Raw genomic sequence first — 17,994 nt, forward strand, 5'->3', positions numbered from 1 at the left:
ACGGGGTCCGGGGGAGAGGGCGAGATGGCGCGCAGCGAGCGAGTGGTGATCGAGGGCGTGGAGTTCGCCGCCGCCCTGAGGACCGGGTCGGACGTCGGGCTGCTGGCCCTGCACGGCGGCACGGAGGGCGGCACGGCGGAGCTGGCCGAGGAGGTGGCGGCCCGCACGGGAGCGACCGCGCTGGTCTTCACCCAGCCGGCCGGCCGGCCGGTCCACATTCCCTCGCAGCGGATGTCCGTGCCCCACTGCGCGGCCCTGCGGGAGTTCCTCGCCTCCGTGGCGGTGGTGGTGTCCCTGCACGGCCACCTGCGGCCCGAGGCCCCCCGGGCGATCTTCCTGGGCGGCACCAACCGCGAGGCGGCCCGCACGCTGGCCCACAGCCTCACGCTTCTGGCCCCGGACTTCGAGACCGTCGCCGAGATGGACGGCATCCCGGCCGGGCTGCGGGGCCTGCACCCGCGCAACCCCGTGAACCTGACCGCGGCGGCAGGCGTCCAGGTCGAACTGCCCCTGGCCGCACGGACCCAGCGGCCGGGGAAGGTCCAGGGTGCTCCGGACCTTCCCCCGCGGGCGGTGGCGGACGCGCTGACCGCCGGGGTCGAGCGGCTGACGGCGGAGCGCCGGACCAGGGCCTTTCTTTCCGATCCGGCCGGCTCGGAGTGACGGCGCCTGCTGTCCGGGCCAAGCGGGGTCCGGTGCGTGCAGCTGCAAGGCGGAGGAGGGAGTCGACGCGGTGGGGGAGTCGGCGAGTGACGACGATGCGGCAGATGCGCGTGCCGGGCCCCGCGCCCCCGGCAAGATCCGAAAGAGAGGCCCTAGTCCTGGCGGGAGACCTGGTAGTGGCCGATGAGCCACTCGTCCCGCACCCGCTTCAGCACCACGCCGAGGGTCACCTTCAGCGTCGGCCGGTCGGTGAAGGAGAAGTCGACGGCCAGGTATCCGAGCACGACGTCCTCGGCGAGCCGTCTGCTCTCCAGCACGCGGTACGCGGCCGCCAGCCCGGGAGGCTGGGACGCGTAGTACTCGGCGACGCCCGGCCGGCCGACGCTGTAGGGGTGCAGCCCCTGGAAGACCGCGTCCTCGGTGAACAGGGAGGCGACCCGGTCCGGTTCGTGGCGGTCGACGCCCGATTTCCACTGGTCGAGGACGCCGCGCAGGATCGCCTCGGTGTCCGACGTTCCGTTCATCACCGTTCTCCTTCGGCGGCCCGCGCTCATGCCGCCGTCGACGTGCGGGATCTCGCCGGTGACGAAGGGGGCGTTCTCCAAGTAGATCACCGCGTCCACGATGTCGCTCTGCTCGCCCATCCGCCCGACCGGGTGCAGGGCGGCGAGGAACTCATGCGTCTCCTCGGCGTGCATGGGGGTCTTGATGCCACCGTGGTCCTGACCGCCGCCGCGGCCGCCGCCGTCCTCCGCATCGGCTTCCCGCACGGCACGGTGCCGCTGCGCGACGGCACTCCGGTACGGCAGCCCGCGGTCGTCGACGGTTCCTGAGGCCGCGTTCGGCCCCTGGCCTGTTGCTGAGCCGCCCCCGCCGTGGCCGTCAGACGCCGGCCGCGGCCCGGGGTTGTGCGAGTGCGCCCAGCAGGGCGAGGCAGTTGTCCCACAGGGAACCGAGACGCTGGGGGCTGTTGTAGAGCTTGGCGAACAGCACCTGGCCCTCGAGCTGGGCGACCACCGCCCGCGCCGCCTCCCGGGTGTCGTCCGTCGTCGCCTGCTGCCGCTCGAGAGCCTCGGCGACGACCGCCTCGACCATCTCGACCTGCGCGTCGAAGATCTCCTGGAGCCGGGCACGGACGGCTTCCGTCTGGTTGCTCAGCTCCAGGCTGAGGTTCCCGAACAGGCAGCCCGAGACCGTGCCGCAGTTCCGCTGCCCGGCGCGCTGCTCGGCCTCCGTCGCCTCGAACAGCCGGCGCAGCCGCCCCAGCGGTTCCCCCGCACCGCCCAGAACGGCCTCCCAGGCGCGCCTCTGACCGGCCCAGTGCTCGTCGACGACGGCCAGGGCGAGGGCCTCCTTGGACTCGAAGAAGTAGTAGAAGCTCCCCTTCGGCACACCAGCCGTCTTGCAGATCTCGGCCACCCCCAGAGCCGAGTAACCGCGCAACTCGATGAGCGACCGCGCGGCGCTGAGGATCTTCTCCCTGGCATCACTGGTGCGTCCCGTGCGGCAAGTTTACGACCGGTCGACTATCTCCCGGCGGTTGTCCGCCATCCGGGGAGTCCGCCTCGTCGGTACGGGTGACTTTCCGTGATGCCTCCATCTTTCCGGCATATGCCACGCGTGAAGTGGGTGCCACGACATGCACGGCGCCCCGTGGGTGCCGGAAGAGAGGGGAAAACCGGATGCGCGTACTGCGCGCCTTCGTGGGGAGCGCCCTCGCGACGCTCCTCCTCCTGGTCGGCATCACGCCGGCCACGGCCCAGGCCGACCACCCCCGCACGGCAGGCGGGGTCCACTGCCCGACCACGCACCGGGACCGCGGGAGCAACACCGCGCCCACGACGGCCCTCCAGAAGTACTTCCTGGACGACTGGCGGCTGGGCCCGCGGCACCTCCCTGGGGCGGGCACGCTCGGCAAGCTGCTGCGGGGCCATCACCGCACGGACGCCACCTCCCCCTACTGGTTCCTCGGGTGCTACTGGCAGACGGACCCGCAGACGGGCAAGTCGGGCTGGTGGTACCCCGATCACCAGGGCTTCGTGCTGAAGAACGGCAAGCCCGTCGAGCATTCCGTGACGCTCCGCAAGGGCCGGCTGGTCGACCTGTTCGGCAGCGGTTTCGGCAACTTCCTGGCCCCCGCGGGCACGCCCTACGCCAAGCGCGCGATCCCTCCGAGCAACCTCGACACCTACGTCGACACGTTTCCGTACAGCTACCACCTGTACCGGGTCCGCAAGCCGTTCACCGTGCACGCCGGCCCGATCAGGCCCTGGTTCGGCCAACCCGGCCTGGGACTCCAGTACGTGACGACCTCTTCGGTCGCCGACCTCGTGTCGGCCCGGTTCCTGGACGCGTTGCCGGTGACCTGATCCGGGGAGGCGAGGGCATGGACATCGCGGAACTCGTGGAAAGACTCCGCGAGGCGGAGGTTCCCGAGGCGTTCTACGAGATTCCCGGTGTCCACGACGTGCCCGTGCAGCCGGACGCCTACTACTTCCTGCGCCAAGAGGCGGGCGCATGGATGGTCGGCGTGCGCCAGCGCTCCCGGGACGGTGTGGTGCGGCGTTTCGGTACCGAAGCCGAGGCCTGCGAGTACCTCTACGACAAGCTCACTCGGGTGCCCCCTCCCCCTTCAGGGGCGCCGGAACCGCTGGACGAACTCCTCGCCGACACGGCGGAGATCCAGCGGCGGGCCTGGGAGGACTTCGCACGCGCGGACCGGGCCGAACACGACGAGGACACGGATCCCTGAGCGCTGGAAGCTCGCGTCCGGGGCCGGGCCGGTGAACCGGCCGGGCCCCGGCACGCGGGTCTCCGTGCCGTAGGGGCTCACGCACCGGGGTCGTCGAACTGCTCGAGAAGGAAGTCGACCGGTGCGTGGCCGATGACGGCGGGCGCGCCGTCGTGCAGCGCCTGTTCCGCCCAGATGACCTTGCCGCGGGGCGTGTACCGCGTCCCCCACCGCTGGGCGAACTGCGCCACCAGGAACAGCCCCCGGCCGCCCTCGTCCGTGGTCGCCGCCCGGCGCAGGCGCGGCGAGGTCCCGCTGCCGTCCGACACCTCGCAGATCAGACAGCGGCCGCGCAGCAGCCGTACGCCGACCGGCGGCGAACCGTACCGGATCGCGTTCGTGACCAGCTCGCTGAGGATCAGCTCGGCGGTGAACGCGGTCTCCTCGAGCCCCCACTCCAGCAGCGTCTTCCGGCAGCGCGCCCGCACCGAGGGAACCAGCGCCGGGTCCTGCGGCACGTCCCACTCGGCCACGCGCGAGGGCGGGAACACCCGGGTGCGCGCCGCCAGCAGCGCGATGTCGTCGGAGCGGTGATCGGGCCTCAGCGCCTCGAACACCGACCGGCACGTCTCCTCCGGAGTGCGGTCCCCGGACCCTTCCAGCGCCCGGCGCAGCCGCTTCATCCCGACGTCGATGTCATGGGCGCGGTTCTCCACCAGACCGTCGGTGTACAGCACCAGTTGGGAACCCTCCGGCAGGGACACCTCGGCGGTCTCGAAGGGGTAGCCGCCCAGGCCGAGCGGCGCCGAGGCGGGCACGCCGGGACAGCTGACCGTCCCGTCCGGGTGCACCACCACCGGTTCCGGATGTCCCGCGCGGGCCATCGTGAAGGCGCCCGCCACCGGGTCGTAGACCGCGTACAGACAGGTCGCCCCGGTCACCCCCTCCCCCTCGTGGTCCTCCGCGGCGTCGCCGGTGTCCTCCTCGTTGTCCATGCGCACGACCAGGTCGTCCAGGTTCCCGAGCACCTCGTCCACGGGCAGGTCCAGGGTGGAGAAGTTGTGCACCGCCGTGCGCAGCCGGCCCATCGTCGCCGCGGCGTGCAGGCCGTGACCGACGACGTCACCCATCACCAGGGCCACTCGGGCGCCCGGCAGTGGGATGACGTCGAACCAGTCCCCGCCCACCCCCGCCTCCGCGGGCAGATACCGCCAGGCCACCTCCAGCGCGTCCTGCTCCGGCTGCCCCCGCGGCAGCAGACTGCGCTGCAGCGTCACCGCCATCGCGTGCTCCCGGGTGAACCTCCGGGCGTTGTCGATGGCCACCGCCGCCCGCGCGGCCAGCTCCTCCGCGAAGGAGAGGTCCTCCGGCTCGAACACCGGGGAACCGTCCGTCCGGTAGAAGTTCGCCACGCCCAGCGGCACGTTCCGCGCCCGCAGCGGCACGGTCACCAGCGACCGCAACCCGCACTCCAGGGCCTTCCGGGCGCGCTCCGGATCCTGCTCCCGCCACCCCTGCGCCTGGCGCAGATCCGTCTCCAGCACGCCTCTTCCCTCCCGCAGCGTCCGCATCTGCGGGGCCCCGGGCGAGAACGTGATCATCTCGCCCAGCGCGTACACCGGCATCATCCGCTGGTCGCCGCCGATCGCCGCCCGGCGCAGATGCCCCCAGCCCTCCGCCGTCGGCTCCCAGCCCCGCAGCACCGCGTCGAGCAGATCCACCGTCACCAGGTCGGCGAACTGCGGCGCCGCCACGTCGGTCAGCTCCTGCGCGGTACGCCCCACGTCCAGCGTCGTACCGATCCCCACCCCGGCCTCGTACAGCAGCTTCAGCCGCTCCCGCGCGACCTCGGCCCGCCCCGAGACCGCCGCCAGTTCCGTGGTGTCCCGCAGGGTCACCACGCTGCCGTCCCGGCCGCCCGGCGGATACGTCGGCCGTTTGTTCACCGCCAGCAGCAGGTCTCCGGCCAGCCGCACCTCGTCGGTGACCGGCTCCGGCGACGACAGCAGGCGCATGATCGGCTCCGGCAGGCCCACCTCGGTCACCGGGCGCCCGTGCACGTCCGCCGGCAGTCCGAGCAGCCGCTTCGCCTCGTCGTTCGCCAGCAGCAGTCGTCCGTCGGCGTCGGTGATCAGCACTCCCTCCCGCACCGCGTGCAGGACCGCCTCGTGGTGCTCGTACAGCTCCGCCAGCTCCGCCGGGGCGAGCCCGCGCGTCTGCCGCCGCAGCCGCCGGGACACCAGCGTCGTCCCGGCCGTGGCCAGCGCCAGCGCGACCGCGCCGCTGCCCAGGATGATCGGCAGCTCGGGCATCCACAGGGCCGCCACGTTCCTGACCGTGATTCCGGCGGAGACCAGACCGACCACCTTGTCGTGCGAGTCGGTCACCGGGACCACGGCCTGCACGGCCGTCCCCCTGCCCGCGGGCAGCGGCGGCCCGCCGGCCTGCTCGACGACGGTACGGCCCTGCAGCGCCGGTGCGATGGTGCCGACGAACTTCTTCCCGATCTCCCCCTTGTAGGGGTACGTGTAGCGAATCCCCTCCGTGTTCATGGCGACGACGAAGTCCACGCCCGCACGCTTGCGCGCCTCCTCGGCCCGCGGCTGGAGCACCGCTGTCGGGTCCGGGCTCTGCATCGCCTCGGCCACACCGGGGGCACTCGCGAACGACTGGGCCGCGACGACCGACTCCCGGCGCCCCTGTTGCAGCGCGTTCCCCGCCGCCTGCAGCACCATCGCCGCCATCGCGCCCAGGACCAGCAGCACCACGATGACGACCTGGAGAAGGAACACCTGTCCCGCCGCACTGCGCAGGTCGAGCAGGGAAGCGCGCGGTTCTCGCGATCGTCCGGCGGACGGAAGACGCTCCGGGCCGCCGGAGCGCCCGGAAAATACCTCCATACACCCTTGATAACACCGCTTCGGCAAGCCGTCGCCGACGACCTCCGACGAACCGGCCGCCCCGCTCAGTGGGCGGCCGTTCCCGGTTCACGTTCGGTGACGTCCAGGACCAGCCCCCTGGGCTGCAGGATGGTCCGGGTGTCGAACACGGGCGTGCGGTCCGCCGGAGGTGAGAGCCGGTAGCGCCCGGCGACCGTCGCGGTCGCGACGACCATCGCGACCGTCCCGAAGTGCGCGCCCAGACACATGCGAGGCCCGCCGCCGAACGGGACGTACGTGTAACCGGGCGGCCGCGGGGCCGGGGCGCGGTCGATCCAGCGGTCCGGGTGGAAGGCCGACGGCTCGTCGTAGAGCGCCGGATCCCGGTGCAGCGCGAAGGGACTGACCGCGACGCGCTGTCCCGGATGGAGCGCGACGCCGCCGAGGACGTCCGGCTCCTCGCAGACACGCTCCAGGTACCAGAGCGGCGGGTACAGCCGCAGCGTCTCCTTCACGACGGCCCCGGTGACCCGCAGCCGCGGCAGATCGGCCGCCCCGGGCAGCCGCCCGCCCAGTTCCCGGTCGACCTCGTCCGTCACGCGCCGGCGCAGCCACGGGTGCCGCTCCAGCGACAGGAACAGCCAGGCCAGTGCGGCGGCGGTGGTCTCGTGCGCCGCGAAGAGGTTCGCGACGATCACGCCGACCGCGCCGTCGAAGGTCAGTGCGCCGTCGTCGCACGCCTCGATCAGCAGATCGGCGACGACCGGGGTCTCCCCCTCGCTCTTCGGCCTGCTCGTGGCACGAGCCGCGACCAGGCGGGACACCTCCGCCGCCAGCTTCCGCGCCGCGTTCTTCCGCCGTCGGCGCAGGACGGACGCCCGGCCGGGCCACCTGACGGCGGCGGGCAGGCGTGCGTCCTGCAGCCGGGCCACGAGTTCGGGCACCCGGCCGGGCTCGGGCCCCAGGCAGAACTCGGCGATCAGCCGGGCGCTCAGGTCCTCCAGCGCCCCGATCGCCTCGATCCTGCCCGTGGCCCGCCAGCCCTCGGCGTGCCCGGCCACCACAGTGGCCATGCGGTCCCCGGTGGCCCGCAGGCCACCGCGGTTCAGTCCCCGCCCGGCGAGCCGACGGGCACGCATCCACCGGGCCAGATCCTCCGACGCGCGGCTTCCGTCGGTCTCCTCGCCCAGCAGGTCCCGGGTGATGCCGTAGGTGCCGTTGGTGTTCCTCAGCACCTGCTCCACCAGGACCGGCGAGTTGACCAGGTACAGACCCTCCTCGAACCGGACCAGATCCCCCTGGACCCGCTGCCGGAGCAGATAGCCCAGCGGGTCACGCGCGAACGCGAGCCTGTTGCCGAACCCGGCCGGCTCGGGGCCGGGCCGCACGGAAGCCGCCGCCATGGGAGTCACCCGCCCACGTTGTAGTAGTACATCGCGTGCAAGTGCGTGTCGCCGAGCACGCTTCTCACGTGGTTGTTGTGCGTGATCCGGGCCCCCGAGGGGTCGGGGACCGATCCGCCGGTACCGGTCGCCGCGAAGGCCGAGCCGGCGCCGATCAGCGCCGCGACACTCGTGACGGCGACCAGCGCGATCCTGCGCAGGGAAGTCAGGGCAGCCATGGCTGTCTCCTCTCGTACCGCAGGGCGGCCGGTCCGCCCGTGCGTTGCTCCCCATTGGCACAGCCGGGCGCCCGTGGCACACGTCACTGCATCCCGTGACATGACAGAACGACGGCCCAGGTGTACGGGACGGGACCGGTCGTGACCGGGACGGAGAAATGCCGGAGGGCCGGCGGAGGTACGAGACCCGAAGCAGCTTGCCCCCCATGCCGCAGGGCACATATGTTCCCCACCGGCCTGTCCTCGAGGACGGTCGCCACTGACCATCCCGGGGGGCGAAGTGCGCTGGTACGTGGACGCGTTCAAGAGATACGCCGACTTCACCGGGCGTGCGCGCCGCACCGAGTACTGGACGTTCGGTCTGGTCAACCTATTGATCATGCTCGTGCTGCTCGTGATCGGTCGGGCCCTTGACTTCGCTTACCTGCGCGGCTTGTTCGGGCTCGCGATCCTGCTGCCCTCCCTCGCGGTGAGCGTGCGGCGGCTGCACGACACAGGGCGCTCCGGATGGTGGCTGCTCATCGGCCTGGTCCCGGTCATCGGCCCCATCACGATGCTGGTCTTCACCGCCCTGGAGGGCGAGCCGGGCGACAACACGTACGGGGCGAGCCCCAAGTACGTCCCAGAACATCTCTGACCGCTCCAGCCTTGTGGGTGCGGCTCGGGCTGATCGACGCGAGCGTCCCCGGCCGGGCAGCCCCGGGTCGCCTCTCCCGTCCGGTGGTGCACTGCGCCGGGAACCTGCCGGCCGGGTCCTGCACGGTCGCCGTCACGGTCGTACGGGCACAGGATGGAGATGACGGAGCCGCCAGGCGACTCGGCGATTCGCCGGGACGCGACATCCGGAAGGAGGCGCGACACCATGCCCCAGTTCATGGATGTCCACCACGGGATGAACGGCATCACGGCCGACCAGCTGAGGCAGGCCCACGGGGCGGATCTCGCCATTGAGCAGGAGGAAGGCGTCCACTTCGAGAAGGCGTGGGCGGACCCGGAGTCCGGCACGGTCTACTGCCTCTCCGAGGCCCCATCGGCTGAAGCGGTCCAGCGCATCCACGAACGCGCTGGTCATCGGGCCGACGAGATCCACCCGGTCCCCGTGACCGTGTGAACAGAGCCCTCGCCCACGGAGGACCGCTGTGACCGGAGTCATGCTCCGCGAGGTCGCTCGGTAATGCGGAGACGCCCTCTGGGAGGCGCCCGGAGCGGGCCGTGGACCCGACTGGGAAAGAATCTGAGACGGACGAACGCCAGAGGGCCGGGCCACTTTCGTGACCCGGCCCTCTGGGCTGGCGGAGGATACGAGATTCGAACTCGTGAGGGGTTGCCCCCAACACGCTTTCCAAGCGTGCGCCCTAGGCCTCTAGGCGAATCCTCCGCCGGAAACATTACATGACCGAGGGCAGTGCTCGCGAACTCGTTCCCGCAGGCCCGGATCGGGTACTCTGTGCGGAGCCCCTCACGCGGCGCTATCTGACTGAACTCCCCCAGGGCCGGAAGGCAGCAAGGGTAGGTCGGCTCTGGCGGGTGCGTGGGGGGCGCTTGCGTTTCGGGGCGGGAGCGGGCGGAAGTCCCGGGGTCGTTCCCGGCGGGAGCCTTCGGCGGGGTTGGTTGTCGGTGGGCGCCTATAACCTCGTATGCGTGTCGTCTCTCGCGCTGTACCGCCGCTATCGCCCGGAGACCTTTGCCGAGGTCATCGGGCAGGAGCATGTCACCGACCCGCTGCAGCAGGCGCTGCGGAACAACCGGGTCAATCACGCGTACCTGTTCAGCGGGCCGCGTGGGTGCGGGAAGACCACCAGCGCGCGCATCCTGGCCCGCTGCCTGAACTGTGAGCAGGGTCCCACCCCGACTCCCTGCGGCGAGTGCCAGTCGTGCCGCGACCTGGCTCGCAACGGGCCGGGCTCGATCGACGTCATCGAGATCGACGCAGCCTCCCACGGTGGTGTGGACGACGCCCGTGAGCTGCGCGAGAAGGCCTTCTTCGGACCCGCGAGCAGCCGGTACAAGATCTACATCATCGACGAGGCCCACATGGTCACGTCGGCCGGCTTCAACGCCCTGCTGAAGGTCGTCGAGGAGCCGCCGGAGCACCTCAAGTTCATCTTCGCCACCACGGAGCCCGAGAAGGTCATCGGGACCATCCGGTCGCGTACGCACCACTACCCGTTCCGGCTGGTGCCGCCCGGAACCCTCCGGGACTACCTGGCCGAGGTGTGCGGGCGGGAGGACATCCCCGTCGAGGAGGGCGTGCTGCCGCTCGTCGTGCGGGCCGGCGCGGGTTCCGTGCGTGACTCCATGTCCGTCATGGACCAGCTCCTCGCCGGCGCACGGGAGGAGGGTGTGACCTATGCCATGGCCACCTCCCTCCTCGGCTACACCGACGGGTCCCTGCTCGACTCCGTCGTCGAGGCCTTCGCCACCGGCGACGGCGCCGCCGCCTTCGAGGTCGTCGACCGCGTCATCGAGGGGGGCAACGACCCGCGGCGGTTCGTCGCCGACCTGCTGGAGCGGCTTCGGGACCTAGTGATCCTCGCCGCCGTCCCCGACGCCGTCGACAAGGGGCTCATCGACGCCCCGGCGGACGTCCTGGAGCGCATGCAGGCCCAGGCGGGCACCTTCGGCGCCGCCGAGCTGAGCCGTGCCGCCGACCTCGTCAACGGGGGCCTCACCGAGATGCGCGGCGCCACCTCGCCCCGCCTCCAGCTCGAACTGATCTGCGCGCGGGTCATGCTCCCCGCCGCCTACGGCGACGAGCGGTCCGTCATGGCCCGCCTCGACCGCCTCGAGCGAGGCGTCGGCTTCGCCGGCGGCGGTGGCGCGCCCGCCATGGGGTACGTCCCCGGGCCCGAGGCCCACGCCGGCCCGGCCCAGAGCGGCGCGCCGGTGCCGCCCGGCGGCGGACCGGCGGCCGCCCGCGCGGCCGTACGCGCCTCGGGCGCGCCGACCGGTCCCGGCGGTCCCGCCGCCCCCGCGCCCACGACCCCCGCGCCCGCGGCCCCCGCGCCCGCTCCTGCGCCGACCTCGGCACCCCCTGCCCCTGCCCCCGCTGCCCCGGCGGCTCCCGCGCCCGCTGCCCAGACTCCCGCTCCCGCGGCACCGGCCCCGGCGGCCGCAGCGCCGTCGGCCCCCGCTCCCGGTGCCTGGCCCACCGCCGCCCCCGCCGGCGGCGGCCGGCGTCCCGGTGGCTGGCCCACGGCAGCACCGGCGGGCGCCGCCCCCCAGGGCACCGGGCCCGCTCCGGCCCGGCCCCAGCAGCAGGCGCCCGCGGCCCCGGCGGCACCCTCCGCCCCGGCCCCGGCCCCGGCCGCCCCCGCCGGTGGCCTCGACCCCCGCATGCTCTGGCCGAACATCCTGGAGGCCGTGAAGAACCGGCGCCGTTTCACCTGGATCCTGCTCAGCCAGAACGCCCAGGTGGCCGGGTTCGACGGCACCACCCTCCAGCTCGGCTTCGTCAACGCCGGCGCCCGCGACAACTTCGCGAGCAGCGGCAGCGAGGACGTGCTGCGGCAGGCGCTGGCCGAGCAGTTCAACGTGCAGTGGAAGATCGAGGCGGTCGTCGACCCCTCGGGCGGCTCGGCGCCCCCGCCGTCCGGCGGTTCCCCGGGCTACGGCGGAGGCGGCGGCGCACCCGTCGGCGGTGGCTACGGCGCCCCGTCCGCTCCTCGCCCCGCGGCACCCCAGCCGTCCGCCGCGGCCCCCGGCGGCTCCCAGGGCAGCGCCCAGGCCGCCCCGGCGTCGGCCACCCCGGCCCCGCGGCCCGCCCCGGCACCCGAGCCGCCACCCGTCGCCCCGGAGGACGACATCCCCGAGGACGACGACCCCGACCTGGACGAGTCGGCCCTGTCCGGCCACGAACTGATCGTGCGGGAACTGGGTGCGACGGTCGTCGAGGAGTTCTCGAACGAGTAGGCACGGGCACGACCGCACCGCCTGCGGACACCCTTCGTAGGAACGTACAGCTTCCCCGGGCCCCGGCCTTCGGCAACCTTGCCATTAGGCTGACCCCGTGAAGGTCCTCGTCATCGGCAGCGGCGCCCGCGAACACGCCCTGTGCCGCTCCCTGTCCCTCGACCCCGACGTCACCGCGCTCCACTGCGCTCCCGGCAACGCCGGCATCGCCGAGGTCGCCGAGCTGCACCAGGTCGACGCGCTCGACGGCAAGGCCGTCGCCGCGCTGGCTGGCGAGCTCGGTGCCGACCTCGTCGTCGTCGGTCCGGAGGCCCCGCTGGTCGCCGGTGTGGCCGACGCCGTGCGGGAGGCGGGCATCCCCGTTTTCGGCCCCTCCGGGCAGGCCGCGCAGCTCGAAGGGTCCAAGGCCTTCGCCAAGGACGTGATGGCGGCGGCCGGCGTGCCGACCGCGCGGTCCTACGTGTGCACCACCGAGGCGGAGGTCGCGGAGGCCCTCGACGCGTTCGGCGCCCCCTACGTCGTCAAGGACGACGGCCTGGCCGCCGGCAAGGGCGTCGTCGTCACGCACGACGTCGAGGCCGCCACGGTCCACGCGGCCGGCTGCGAACGCGTCGTGATCGAGGAGTTCCTCGACGGGCCCGAGGTCTCCCTCTTCGCCGTCACCGACGGCCGTACCGTCGTCCCGCTGCAGCCCGCCCAGGACTTCAAGCGCGCCCTGGACGGCGACGAGGGCCCCAACACGGGTGGCATGGGCGCCTACTCGCCGCTGCCCTGGGCCGACCCGAAGCTGGTCGAAGAGGTGCTGCAGACGGTGCTGCAGCCGACCGTGGACGAGATGCGCCGCCGGGGCACCCCGTTCTCCGGACTGCTCTACGCCGGGCTCGCGATCACCTCGCGCGGTGTCCGGGTCATCGAGTTCAACGCCCGCTTCGGCGACCCCGAGACCCAGGTCGTGCTGGCCCGCCTGAAGACCCCGCTGGCCGGCCTGCTGCTCGCCGCCGCGAACGGCACCCTGGCCGACCTGGCGCCCCTGCGCTGGAGCGAGGACGCGGCGGTCACCGTGGTCGTCGCCTCGCACAACTACCCCGGCACCCCGCGCACCGGCGACCCGATCACGGGCCTCGACGAGGTGGCCGCCGAGGACGCCCCGCACGCCTACGTCCTGCACGCCGGGACGAAGCAGGACGGCGAGGCGGTCGTCAGTGCGGGCGGACGGGTGCTGTCCGTCACGGCGACCGGCGAGGACCTGACCGAGGCGCGCGAGCGGGCGTACCGGGCGGTGGCCCGCATCGGCCTCGACGGCTCGCAGCACCGCACGGACATCGCGGCGACGGCGGCGGGCGCCTGACCTGGCCCGAGTCCTTCAGGCCCCGGACGAAAATCCGGGGCCTGATCTTTGCTGTCTGTCTCTCACCTCTGACCAAGGCCATTCCATCGAGTGAGCAATGCCCTATCCGGCTGACGGGGGCCAGGGCCCCAACTAGGGTGCGGCGCAAGCATTCCGGCACTTGGCCCACCGGCATTGCGATGTCGGTGACGGGTGCCACAGTGGGGGAGTGAGCAACGCCAGGACAGCACGGGATCGGCAGGGAGGGGGTGAGATCCGCTCGTGACCGGAATCGGTGTGGAGGTGGGCGCGCAGGCGGCGCGCTCGCGCGCGCTGGCCGTGCTGCGCATCCGGGGCCGGGCACTGGCCGTGGCCCTGCTGCCGGCGGCCGCCGAGGTGATCCTGCTGACTGGCGGCTCCACCGGCCATCTCGCCGGCCCGGGCTGGGGCGTCGCCCGCTGGGTGGTGGGCGTGACGGCCGTGCTCGTGCTGCTGGCCGCCGTCGCCATCGCCCTGGTGGTGGCCCGCGCCCGCCCCGCCGTGAGCCCCACGGTCCCGATCGCGGAGAACTCCGCCCCGGACCTGTACCGGCTCGTGCGCGACCTCGCCGACCGGCTCGACGTCCCCGCGCCCTCGGCCATAGCGCTCACCCCGGACTGCGACAGCTGGCTGGAGGACCGCGCCCACCCGGCCCACGGCCCACCCGCGCGGCCGGCCCACGACGAGCTGGCGGGCCCCGGCTCCGGACCGGGCTTCGGCGCCCACCGCCATGCCGTGACCGCCCCCGTCCTCGTCATCGGCTCCCCGTTCCTGTGGTGGATGCGCGTCGGCGAACTGCGCGCGGTCCTCGCTCCGGTCATCGCCGGTACGGGACCCTCGGCGCACCCCGACATAGCGGCCGCCCGCCGCTTCGTGCGCGGCCTGGACGCGACGGTGGCCGTGGCCTCGACGCCCGGCCGGTGCCCGCTGACCCGGAGCGTGTGCGCGGCCCTCGGCTGGGTCGCCCGGCTGCTGCTGAGCGGCTGCCGCGAGCACGCGGTGCTGATGGAGCGCGGGGTCGCGGCGGCGGCGGCCGAGCGCGCGCAGGCCGTGGACTACGGACTCCGGATCGTCGCCCAGGAGCAGGTCGGCCTCGCCTACGCGGGCTGGGACCGTCTGCTGACCCGGGTGGCGCTGCCCGCCTGGCGCATGGGCCGCTGGCCCTCCCGGCTGGACGCGGGTGTCGTGGCCGCGCTCACCGAATTGTCCCGGCGCGACCGGCTGGCCGAGGGCTTCGCCTCCCGCCTCGGCGAGCGTCCCGCCTGTGACCTCCTGGAGGAGCCGGGCGCGGTGGACGAGGCCGCCTCCCTGCTCGCCGCCCGCCTCTTCCACGGCGGCCCGGCCGAGTGCGGACCCGACTGGGCCCCGGTGGACTGGCAGGCGTACCCGGAGGAGGTCGTGGACCGCACCTGGCGTGCCGACGCGGCCCGGCTGCACCGCGTGCTGGACTCCCTCGGCGTCCGGCCCGCACCCGGCCCCGCCGCGCCCGGGCCCGGCGGTCCCACCCTGGCCCGGGTCCTGGACCACCTCACCGAGCCCGGCCGTACGGCCGCCACCCGCACCGACCGGCCCCCGGACGCCCAGGACGACGAGAGCGTGCCGGCCGACGCCCACGGTGACCGGGAGACCGCCGCCCCGGGCCAGGAAACGGGCGACCGGTCCCGGACCACCACCCTCCTACCTCCGGGCGCCGACCCCGACGAGGACACCGACCCCGGCACCGAGCGCAGTACCGCCCTCGCCGCCGGCCTCAGCGCGGAGCTGGCCCGCGAGGAGATCGCCGCGCCGAGGGGCGCGACCGCCGCCGGGCAGGTTCCGGACAGCGCGCTGTGGGACGACGGCGCCCTTCCGCTGTTCCCGCTGCAGCCCCCGCGCAGCGCCCGCGAGCTCCTCACCGACCACGTGACGGCGATGGTGTGCTGCGCCGCCGTCGACACGGCGGGCGCGGCCCCCGCCCTCGACTGGCTGGACGGCCCCTCCCTGCTGCTGGGCGGCGAGAGGGCAGCCGACCTCGCGCCCAAGGTCCTCACCCTGATCGAGGAGGGAGACCCGGGCCCGCTGCGCGACTGGCTGGCCGCGTCCGGGATACGCCCGGAGAAGCCCGTCCGGCTCGTCTGACACCGGCCGCCGCCGAACGCCCTCGACGGCCCGGCGCGGTGAAGGGAGTAGCGGAGAAGCGTCTTCCACTTCAGGTCAATTCGCAACGAATAGTGACCGTCCCCGTGCGTTATGTGATGTGCTGGGACCGACCGCGCACATGGCAAAGGCACGCGACATACGACAGCGCACCACCGTCAGAGGACACGGGGGCATGAGGGAGGGGAGCGACCATGGCCTCGGACCACATCCGCCGCTGGGAGTCCGGAGCACTCGCGCACGCCGTCACGGACCCCTTCGGCCAGGGACCGGTCCCCTGGCTGCGCGGCAGTGAGACCTACTTCGACGACACGGGACACGTCGTGCCCTGGTACGTCGACCCGAGCCCGCAGCCGCTCGTCGGCGAGAGGCCGCGCGTGCCCGCTCCGCGTTCGGCCGGTGCCGGACCGCGCTCGGCCGACGACGTGCACCGCCAGATCAAGGGCTTCACCTCCACCGGAGCGGTCACGCCCGGCGAGGCGATCGACTTCCACATCACGGTCGACCCACCCCAGCAGTTCAGCGTGGACATCTACCGGATCGGCCACTACGGCGGCGACGGCGCCGCGAAGATCACCACCAGCCCCCGGCTCTCCGGCATCGTCCAGCCCCCGCCGCTGGCCGCCGACCGCACGGTCTCCTGCCACCACTGGTGGCTGTCCTGGCGCCTCCAGGTGCCCTCCTACTGGACCGTCGGCGCCTACGTGGCCGTCCTCACCACCGCCGACGGCTACCGCTCCCACGTGCCCTTCACGGTCCGCGACGACCACCCCGCCGACCTGCTCCTGCTGCTGCCCGACATCACCTGGCAGGCGTACAACCTCTATCCGGAGGACGGCCGCACCGGTGCCAGCCTCTACCACGCCTGGGACGAGAAGGGCGGCCTGCTCGGCGAGGCCGACGCCGCCACCACGGTCTCCTTCGACCGCCCGTACGCGGGCGCGGGCCTGCCCCTGCACGTCGGCCACGCCTACGACTTCATCCGCTGGGCCGAGCGCTACGGCTACGACCTCGCCTACGCCGACGCCCGCGACCTGCACGCCGGCCGCGTGGACCCGACCCGCTACCGGGGCCTGGTCTTCCCCGGCCACGACGAGTACTGGTCGGGCCCGATGCGCCGGGCCGTGGAGGACGCCCGGGACCGCGGCACCTCGCTGGTCTTCCTCTCGGCCAACACCATGTACTGGCAGGTGGAGCTGGGTCCCTCCCCGTCCGGGGTCGCCGACCGGCTGCTGACCTGCCGCAAGCGCAAGGGCCCCGGAAAGCCGGTGCTGTGGCGTGAGATCGACCGGCCCGAGCAGCAGCTGGTCGGCATCCAGTACGCGGGCCGGGTCCCCGAGCCGCATCCGCTGATCGTCCGCAACGCCGGCCACTGGCTGTGGGACGCGACCGGCGCGGACGAGGGCGACCCGATCGAGGGCCTGGTCGCCGGCGAGGCCGACCGCTACTTCCCGCGCACCCCGCTGCCCGAGCACGAGGAGCGCGTCCTGCTCGCCCACTCCCCCTACACCGACAACGACGGCGCCCCGCGCCATCAGGAGACTTCCCTGTACCGCGCCCCCTCCGGCGCCTGGGTGTTCGCCTCCGGCACCTTCGCCTGGTCCCCGTCCCTGGACCGCCCGGGCCACGTGGACCCCCGCATCCAGCGGGCCACGGCGAACCTGCTGGACCGCATCTGCAAGAGGGACTGACCGACCCCTGGCCGAAACCGATCACCCCCATAAGGGAGAATCGAGGCACTTGGACAGAACCACGGGGAGGAACCGTGTCCGGATTCGTAGAAAAGCCCGAGCCGATTCAGGTTCCGGGCCTGGTGCACCTGCACACCGGCAAGGTGCGCGAGCTGTACCAGAACGAGGCGGGCGACCTCGTGATGGTCGCCAGCGACCGCATGTCCGCCTACGACTGGGTGCTGCCCACGGAGATCCCCGACAAGGGCCGGGTGCTCACCCAGCTCTCCCTGTGGTGGTTCGACCAGCTGCGCGACCTGGCCCCCAACCATGTGATCGGCACCGAGCTGCCCGAGGGCGCCCCCGCCGACTGGGCGGGCCGCACGCTCGTCTGCAAGTCGCTGCGGATGGTCCCGGTGGAGTGCGTGGCCCGCGGCTACCTCACCGGCTCCGGTCTGGTCGAGTACGACGAGTCCCGGACCGTCTGCGGCCTGGCCCTGCCCGAAGGCCTGGTCGACGGCTCGGAACTGCCCGGCCCGATCTTCACCCCGGCCACCAAGGCCGAGGTCGGCGAGCACGACGAGAACGTCTCCTACGAGGAGGTCGCCCGCCAGGTCGGCGCCGAGACCGCCGCCCAGCTGCGCCAGGCCACCCTCGCCGTGTACTCCCGCGCCCGGGACATCGCCCGCGACCGGGGGATCATCCTGGCCGACACCAAGTTCGAGTTCGGCTTCGACGGCGACACGCTCGTCCTCGCCGACGAGGTCCTCACCCCGGACTCCTCCCGCTTCTGGCCGGCCGACCAGTGGCAGCCGGGCCGCGCGCAGCCGTCGTACGACAAGCAGTACGTCCGGAACTGGCTGACCTCGGCCGAGTCGGGCTGGGACCGCAAGAGCGAGCAGCCCCCGCCGCCGCTGCCGCAGCGGGTGGTGGAGGCGACCCGGGCGAAGTACGTGGAGGCGTACGAGCGGCTGACGGGTCTGAGCTGGTCGTAGACACGGAGAAGGCCCCCGGTG

General features: G+C 73.2%; 15 protein-coding genes, 1 tRNA gene, 1 other RNA gene and 1 pseudogene. 11 read left to right on the plus strand and 7 right to left on the minus strand.

The features are described 5' to 3' along the window. The first annotated feature begins 24 nt into the window (after positions 1–24). Positions 25–663 (plus strand): poly-gamma-glutamate hydrolase family protein, encoded by a 639-nt coding sequence (locus AC07CM_RS06685; RefSeq protein WP_478875234.1) that lies wholly within the window; start codon positions 25–27, stop codon positions 661–663. A 152-nt stretch (positions 664–815) separates the two neighbouring features. Here the strand turns inward: AC07CM_RS06685 and AC07CM_RS06690 are convergent, their stop codons facing one another. The 3 genes and pseudogenes from AC07CM_RS06690 to AC07CM_RS06700 all read right to left on the minus strand — a co-directional run bounded on the left by AC07CM_RS06690 (position 816) and on the right by AC07CM_RS06700 (position 2,136). After that, positions 816–1,187 carry a nuclear transport factor 2 family protein gene (locus AC07CM_RS06690; protein ID WP_478875335.1) on the minus strand — a complete coding sequence of 124 codons (372 nt, stop codon included), beginning with the start codon at positions 1,185–1,187 and terminating at the stop codon, positions 816–818. An 18-nt stretch (positions 1,188–1,205) separates the two neighbouring features. Continuing rightward, positions 1,206–1,379 (minus strand): annotated as a pseudogene (locus AC07CM_RS06695) (SDR family oxidoreductase); the annotation flags it as partial. Positions 1,380–1,545: 166 nt separating this feature from the next. After that, positions 1,546–2,136: a TetR/AcrR family transcriptional regulator gene (locus tag AC07CM_RS06700; protein ID WP_478875336.1), complete on the minus strand. Its 591-nt coding sequence runs from the start codon at positions 2,134–2,136 to the stop codon at positions 1,546–1,548. A 209-nt stretch (positions 2,137–2,345) separates the two neighbouring features. On the opposite strand from AC07CM_RS06700, the gene AC07CM_RS06705 reads away from it, so the two are divergent. Both AC07CM_RS06705 and AC07CM_RS06710 read left to right on the plus strand, forming a co-directional pair. Further along, complete coding sequence (locus AC07CM_RS06705) at positions 2,346–3,032, plus strand: TNT domain-containing protein (RefSeq protein WP_478875235.1); 687 nt, start codon at positions 2,346–2,348, stop codon at positions 3,030–3,032. A 17-nt stretch (positions 3,033–3,049) separates the two neighbouring features. Beyond that, positions 3,050–3,415, plus strand: coding sequence for a hypothetical protein (locus AC07CM_RS06710; protein ID WP_478875236.1), 366 nt, complete (start codon positions 3,050–3,052; stop codon positions 3,413–3,415). A gap of 77 nt (positions 3,416–3,492) precedes the next feature. Here the strand turns inward: AC07CM_RS06710 and AC07CM_RS06715 are convergent, their stop codons facing one another. From AC07CM_RS06715 to AC07CM_RS06725, 3 genes are all read right to left on the minus strand, one after another. After that, a complete protein-coding gene (locus AC07CM_RS06715) occupies positions 3,493–6,294 on the minus strand; it encodes a SpoIIE family protein phosphatase (RefSeq protein ID WP_478875237.1) in 2,802 nt (933 codons plus the stop codon). A 65-nt stretch (positions 6,295–6,359) separates the two neighbouring features. Next, positions 6,360–7,676 carry a cytochrome P450 gene (locus AC07CM_RS06720; RefSeq protein WP_478875238.1) on the minus strand — a complete coding sequence of 439 codons (1,317 nt, stop codon included), beginning with the start codon at positions 7,674–7,676 and terminating at the stop codon, positions 6,360–6,362. Positions 7,677–7,681: 5 nt separating this feature from the next. Continuing rightward, positions 7,682–7,894, minus strand: a complete 213-nt coding sequence (locus AC07CM_RS06725) for a hypothetical protein (RefSeq protein WP_478875239.1) — start codon at positions 7,892–7,894, stop codon at positions 7,682–7,684. Positions 7,895–8,174: 280 nt separating this feature from the next. Here AC07CM_RS06725 and AC07CM_RS06730 point away from each other — a divergent pair, with 280 nt between their 5' ends. Together AC07CM_RS06730 and AC07CM_RS06735 are read left to right on the plus strand one after the other, a co-directional pair. Next, a complete protein-coding gene (locus tag AC07CM_RS06730; RefSeq protein ID WP_478875240.1) occupies positions 8,175–8,531 on the plus strand; it encodes a DUF805 domain-containing protein in 357 nt (118 codons plus the stop codon). Positions 8,532–8,756: 225 nt separating this feature from the next. Beyond that, positions 8,757–9,005, plus strand: coding sequence for an SCO4226 family nickel-binding protein (locus tag AC07CM_RS06735; RefSeq protein WP_403693501.1), 249 nt, complete (start codon positions 8,757–8,759; stop codon positions 9,003–9,005). Between the two features lie 179 nt (positions 9,006–9,184). On the opposite strand, the gene AC07CM_RS06740 is transcribed toward AC07CM_RS06735, so the two are convergent. Further along, positions 9,185–9,272 (minus strand) — tRNA-Ser (locus AC07CM_RS06740). Positions 9,273–9,344: 72 nt separating this feature from the next. Between AC07CM_RS06740 and ffs the strand changes: the two genes are divergently transcribed. The 6 genes from ffs (at position 9,345) to AC07CM_RS06770 (ending at position 17,973) form a co-directional block, all read left to right on the plus strand. Then, positions 9,345–9,443, plus strand: an RNA gene (gene ffs, locus AC07CM_RS06745) — signal recognition particle sRNA small type. Between the two features lie 92 nt (positions 9,444–9,535). Beyond that, positions 9,536–11,806 carry a DNA polymerase III subunit gamma and tau gene (locus tag AC07CM_RS06750; protein WP_478875241.1) on the plus strand — a complete coding sequence of 757 codons (2,271 nt, stop codon included), beginning with the start codon at positions 9,536–9,538 and terminating at the stop codon, positions 11,804–11,806. A 97-nt stretch (positions 11,807–11,903) separates the two neighbouring features. Further along, complete coding sequence (gene purD, locus AC07CM_RS06755) at positions 11,904–13,154, plus strand: phosphoribosylamine--glycine ligase (RefSeq protein ID WP_478875242.1); 1,251 nt, start codon at positions 11,904–11,906, stop codon at positions 13,152–13,154. A gap of 261 nt (positions 13,155–13,415) precedes the next feature. Next, complete coding sequence (locus AC07CM_RS06760) at positions 13,416–15,290, plus strand: hypothetical protein (protein ID WP_478875243.1); 1,875 nt, start codon at positions 13,416–13,418, stop codon at positions 15,288–15,290. 212 nt (positions 15,291–15,502) lie between these two features. Continuing rightward, positions 15,503–16,999, plus strand: a complete 1,497-nt coding sequence (locus AC07CM_RS06765; RefSeq protein ID WP_478875244.1) for a N,N-dimethylformamidase beta subunit family domain-containing protein — start codon at positions 15,503–15,505, stop codon at positions 16,997–16,999. A gap of 74 nt (positions 17,000–17,073) precedes the next feature. After that, entirely contained in the window at positions 17,074–17,973 is a 900-nt protein-coding gene (locus AC07CM_RS06770) for a phosphoribosylaminoimidazolesuccinocarboxamide synthase (RefSeq protein WP_478875245.1), read from the plus strand. Positions 17,974–17,994: the final 21 nt, after the last annotated feature.

The organism is Streptomyces sp. NPDC044061, from assembly GCF_056434305.1.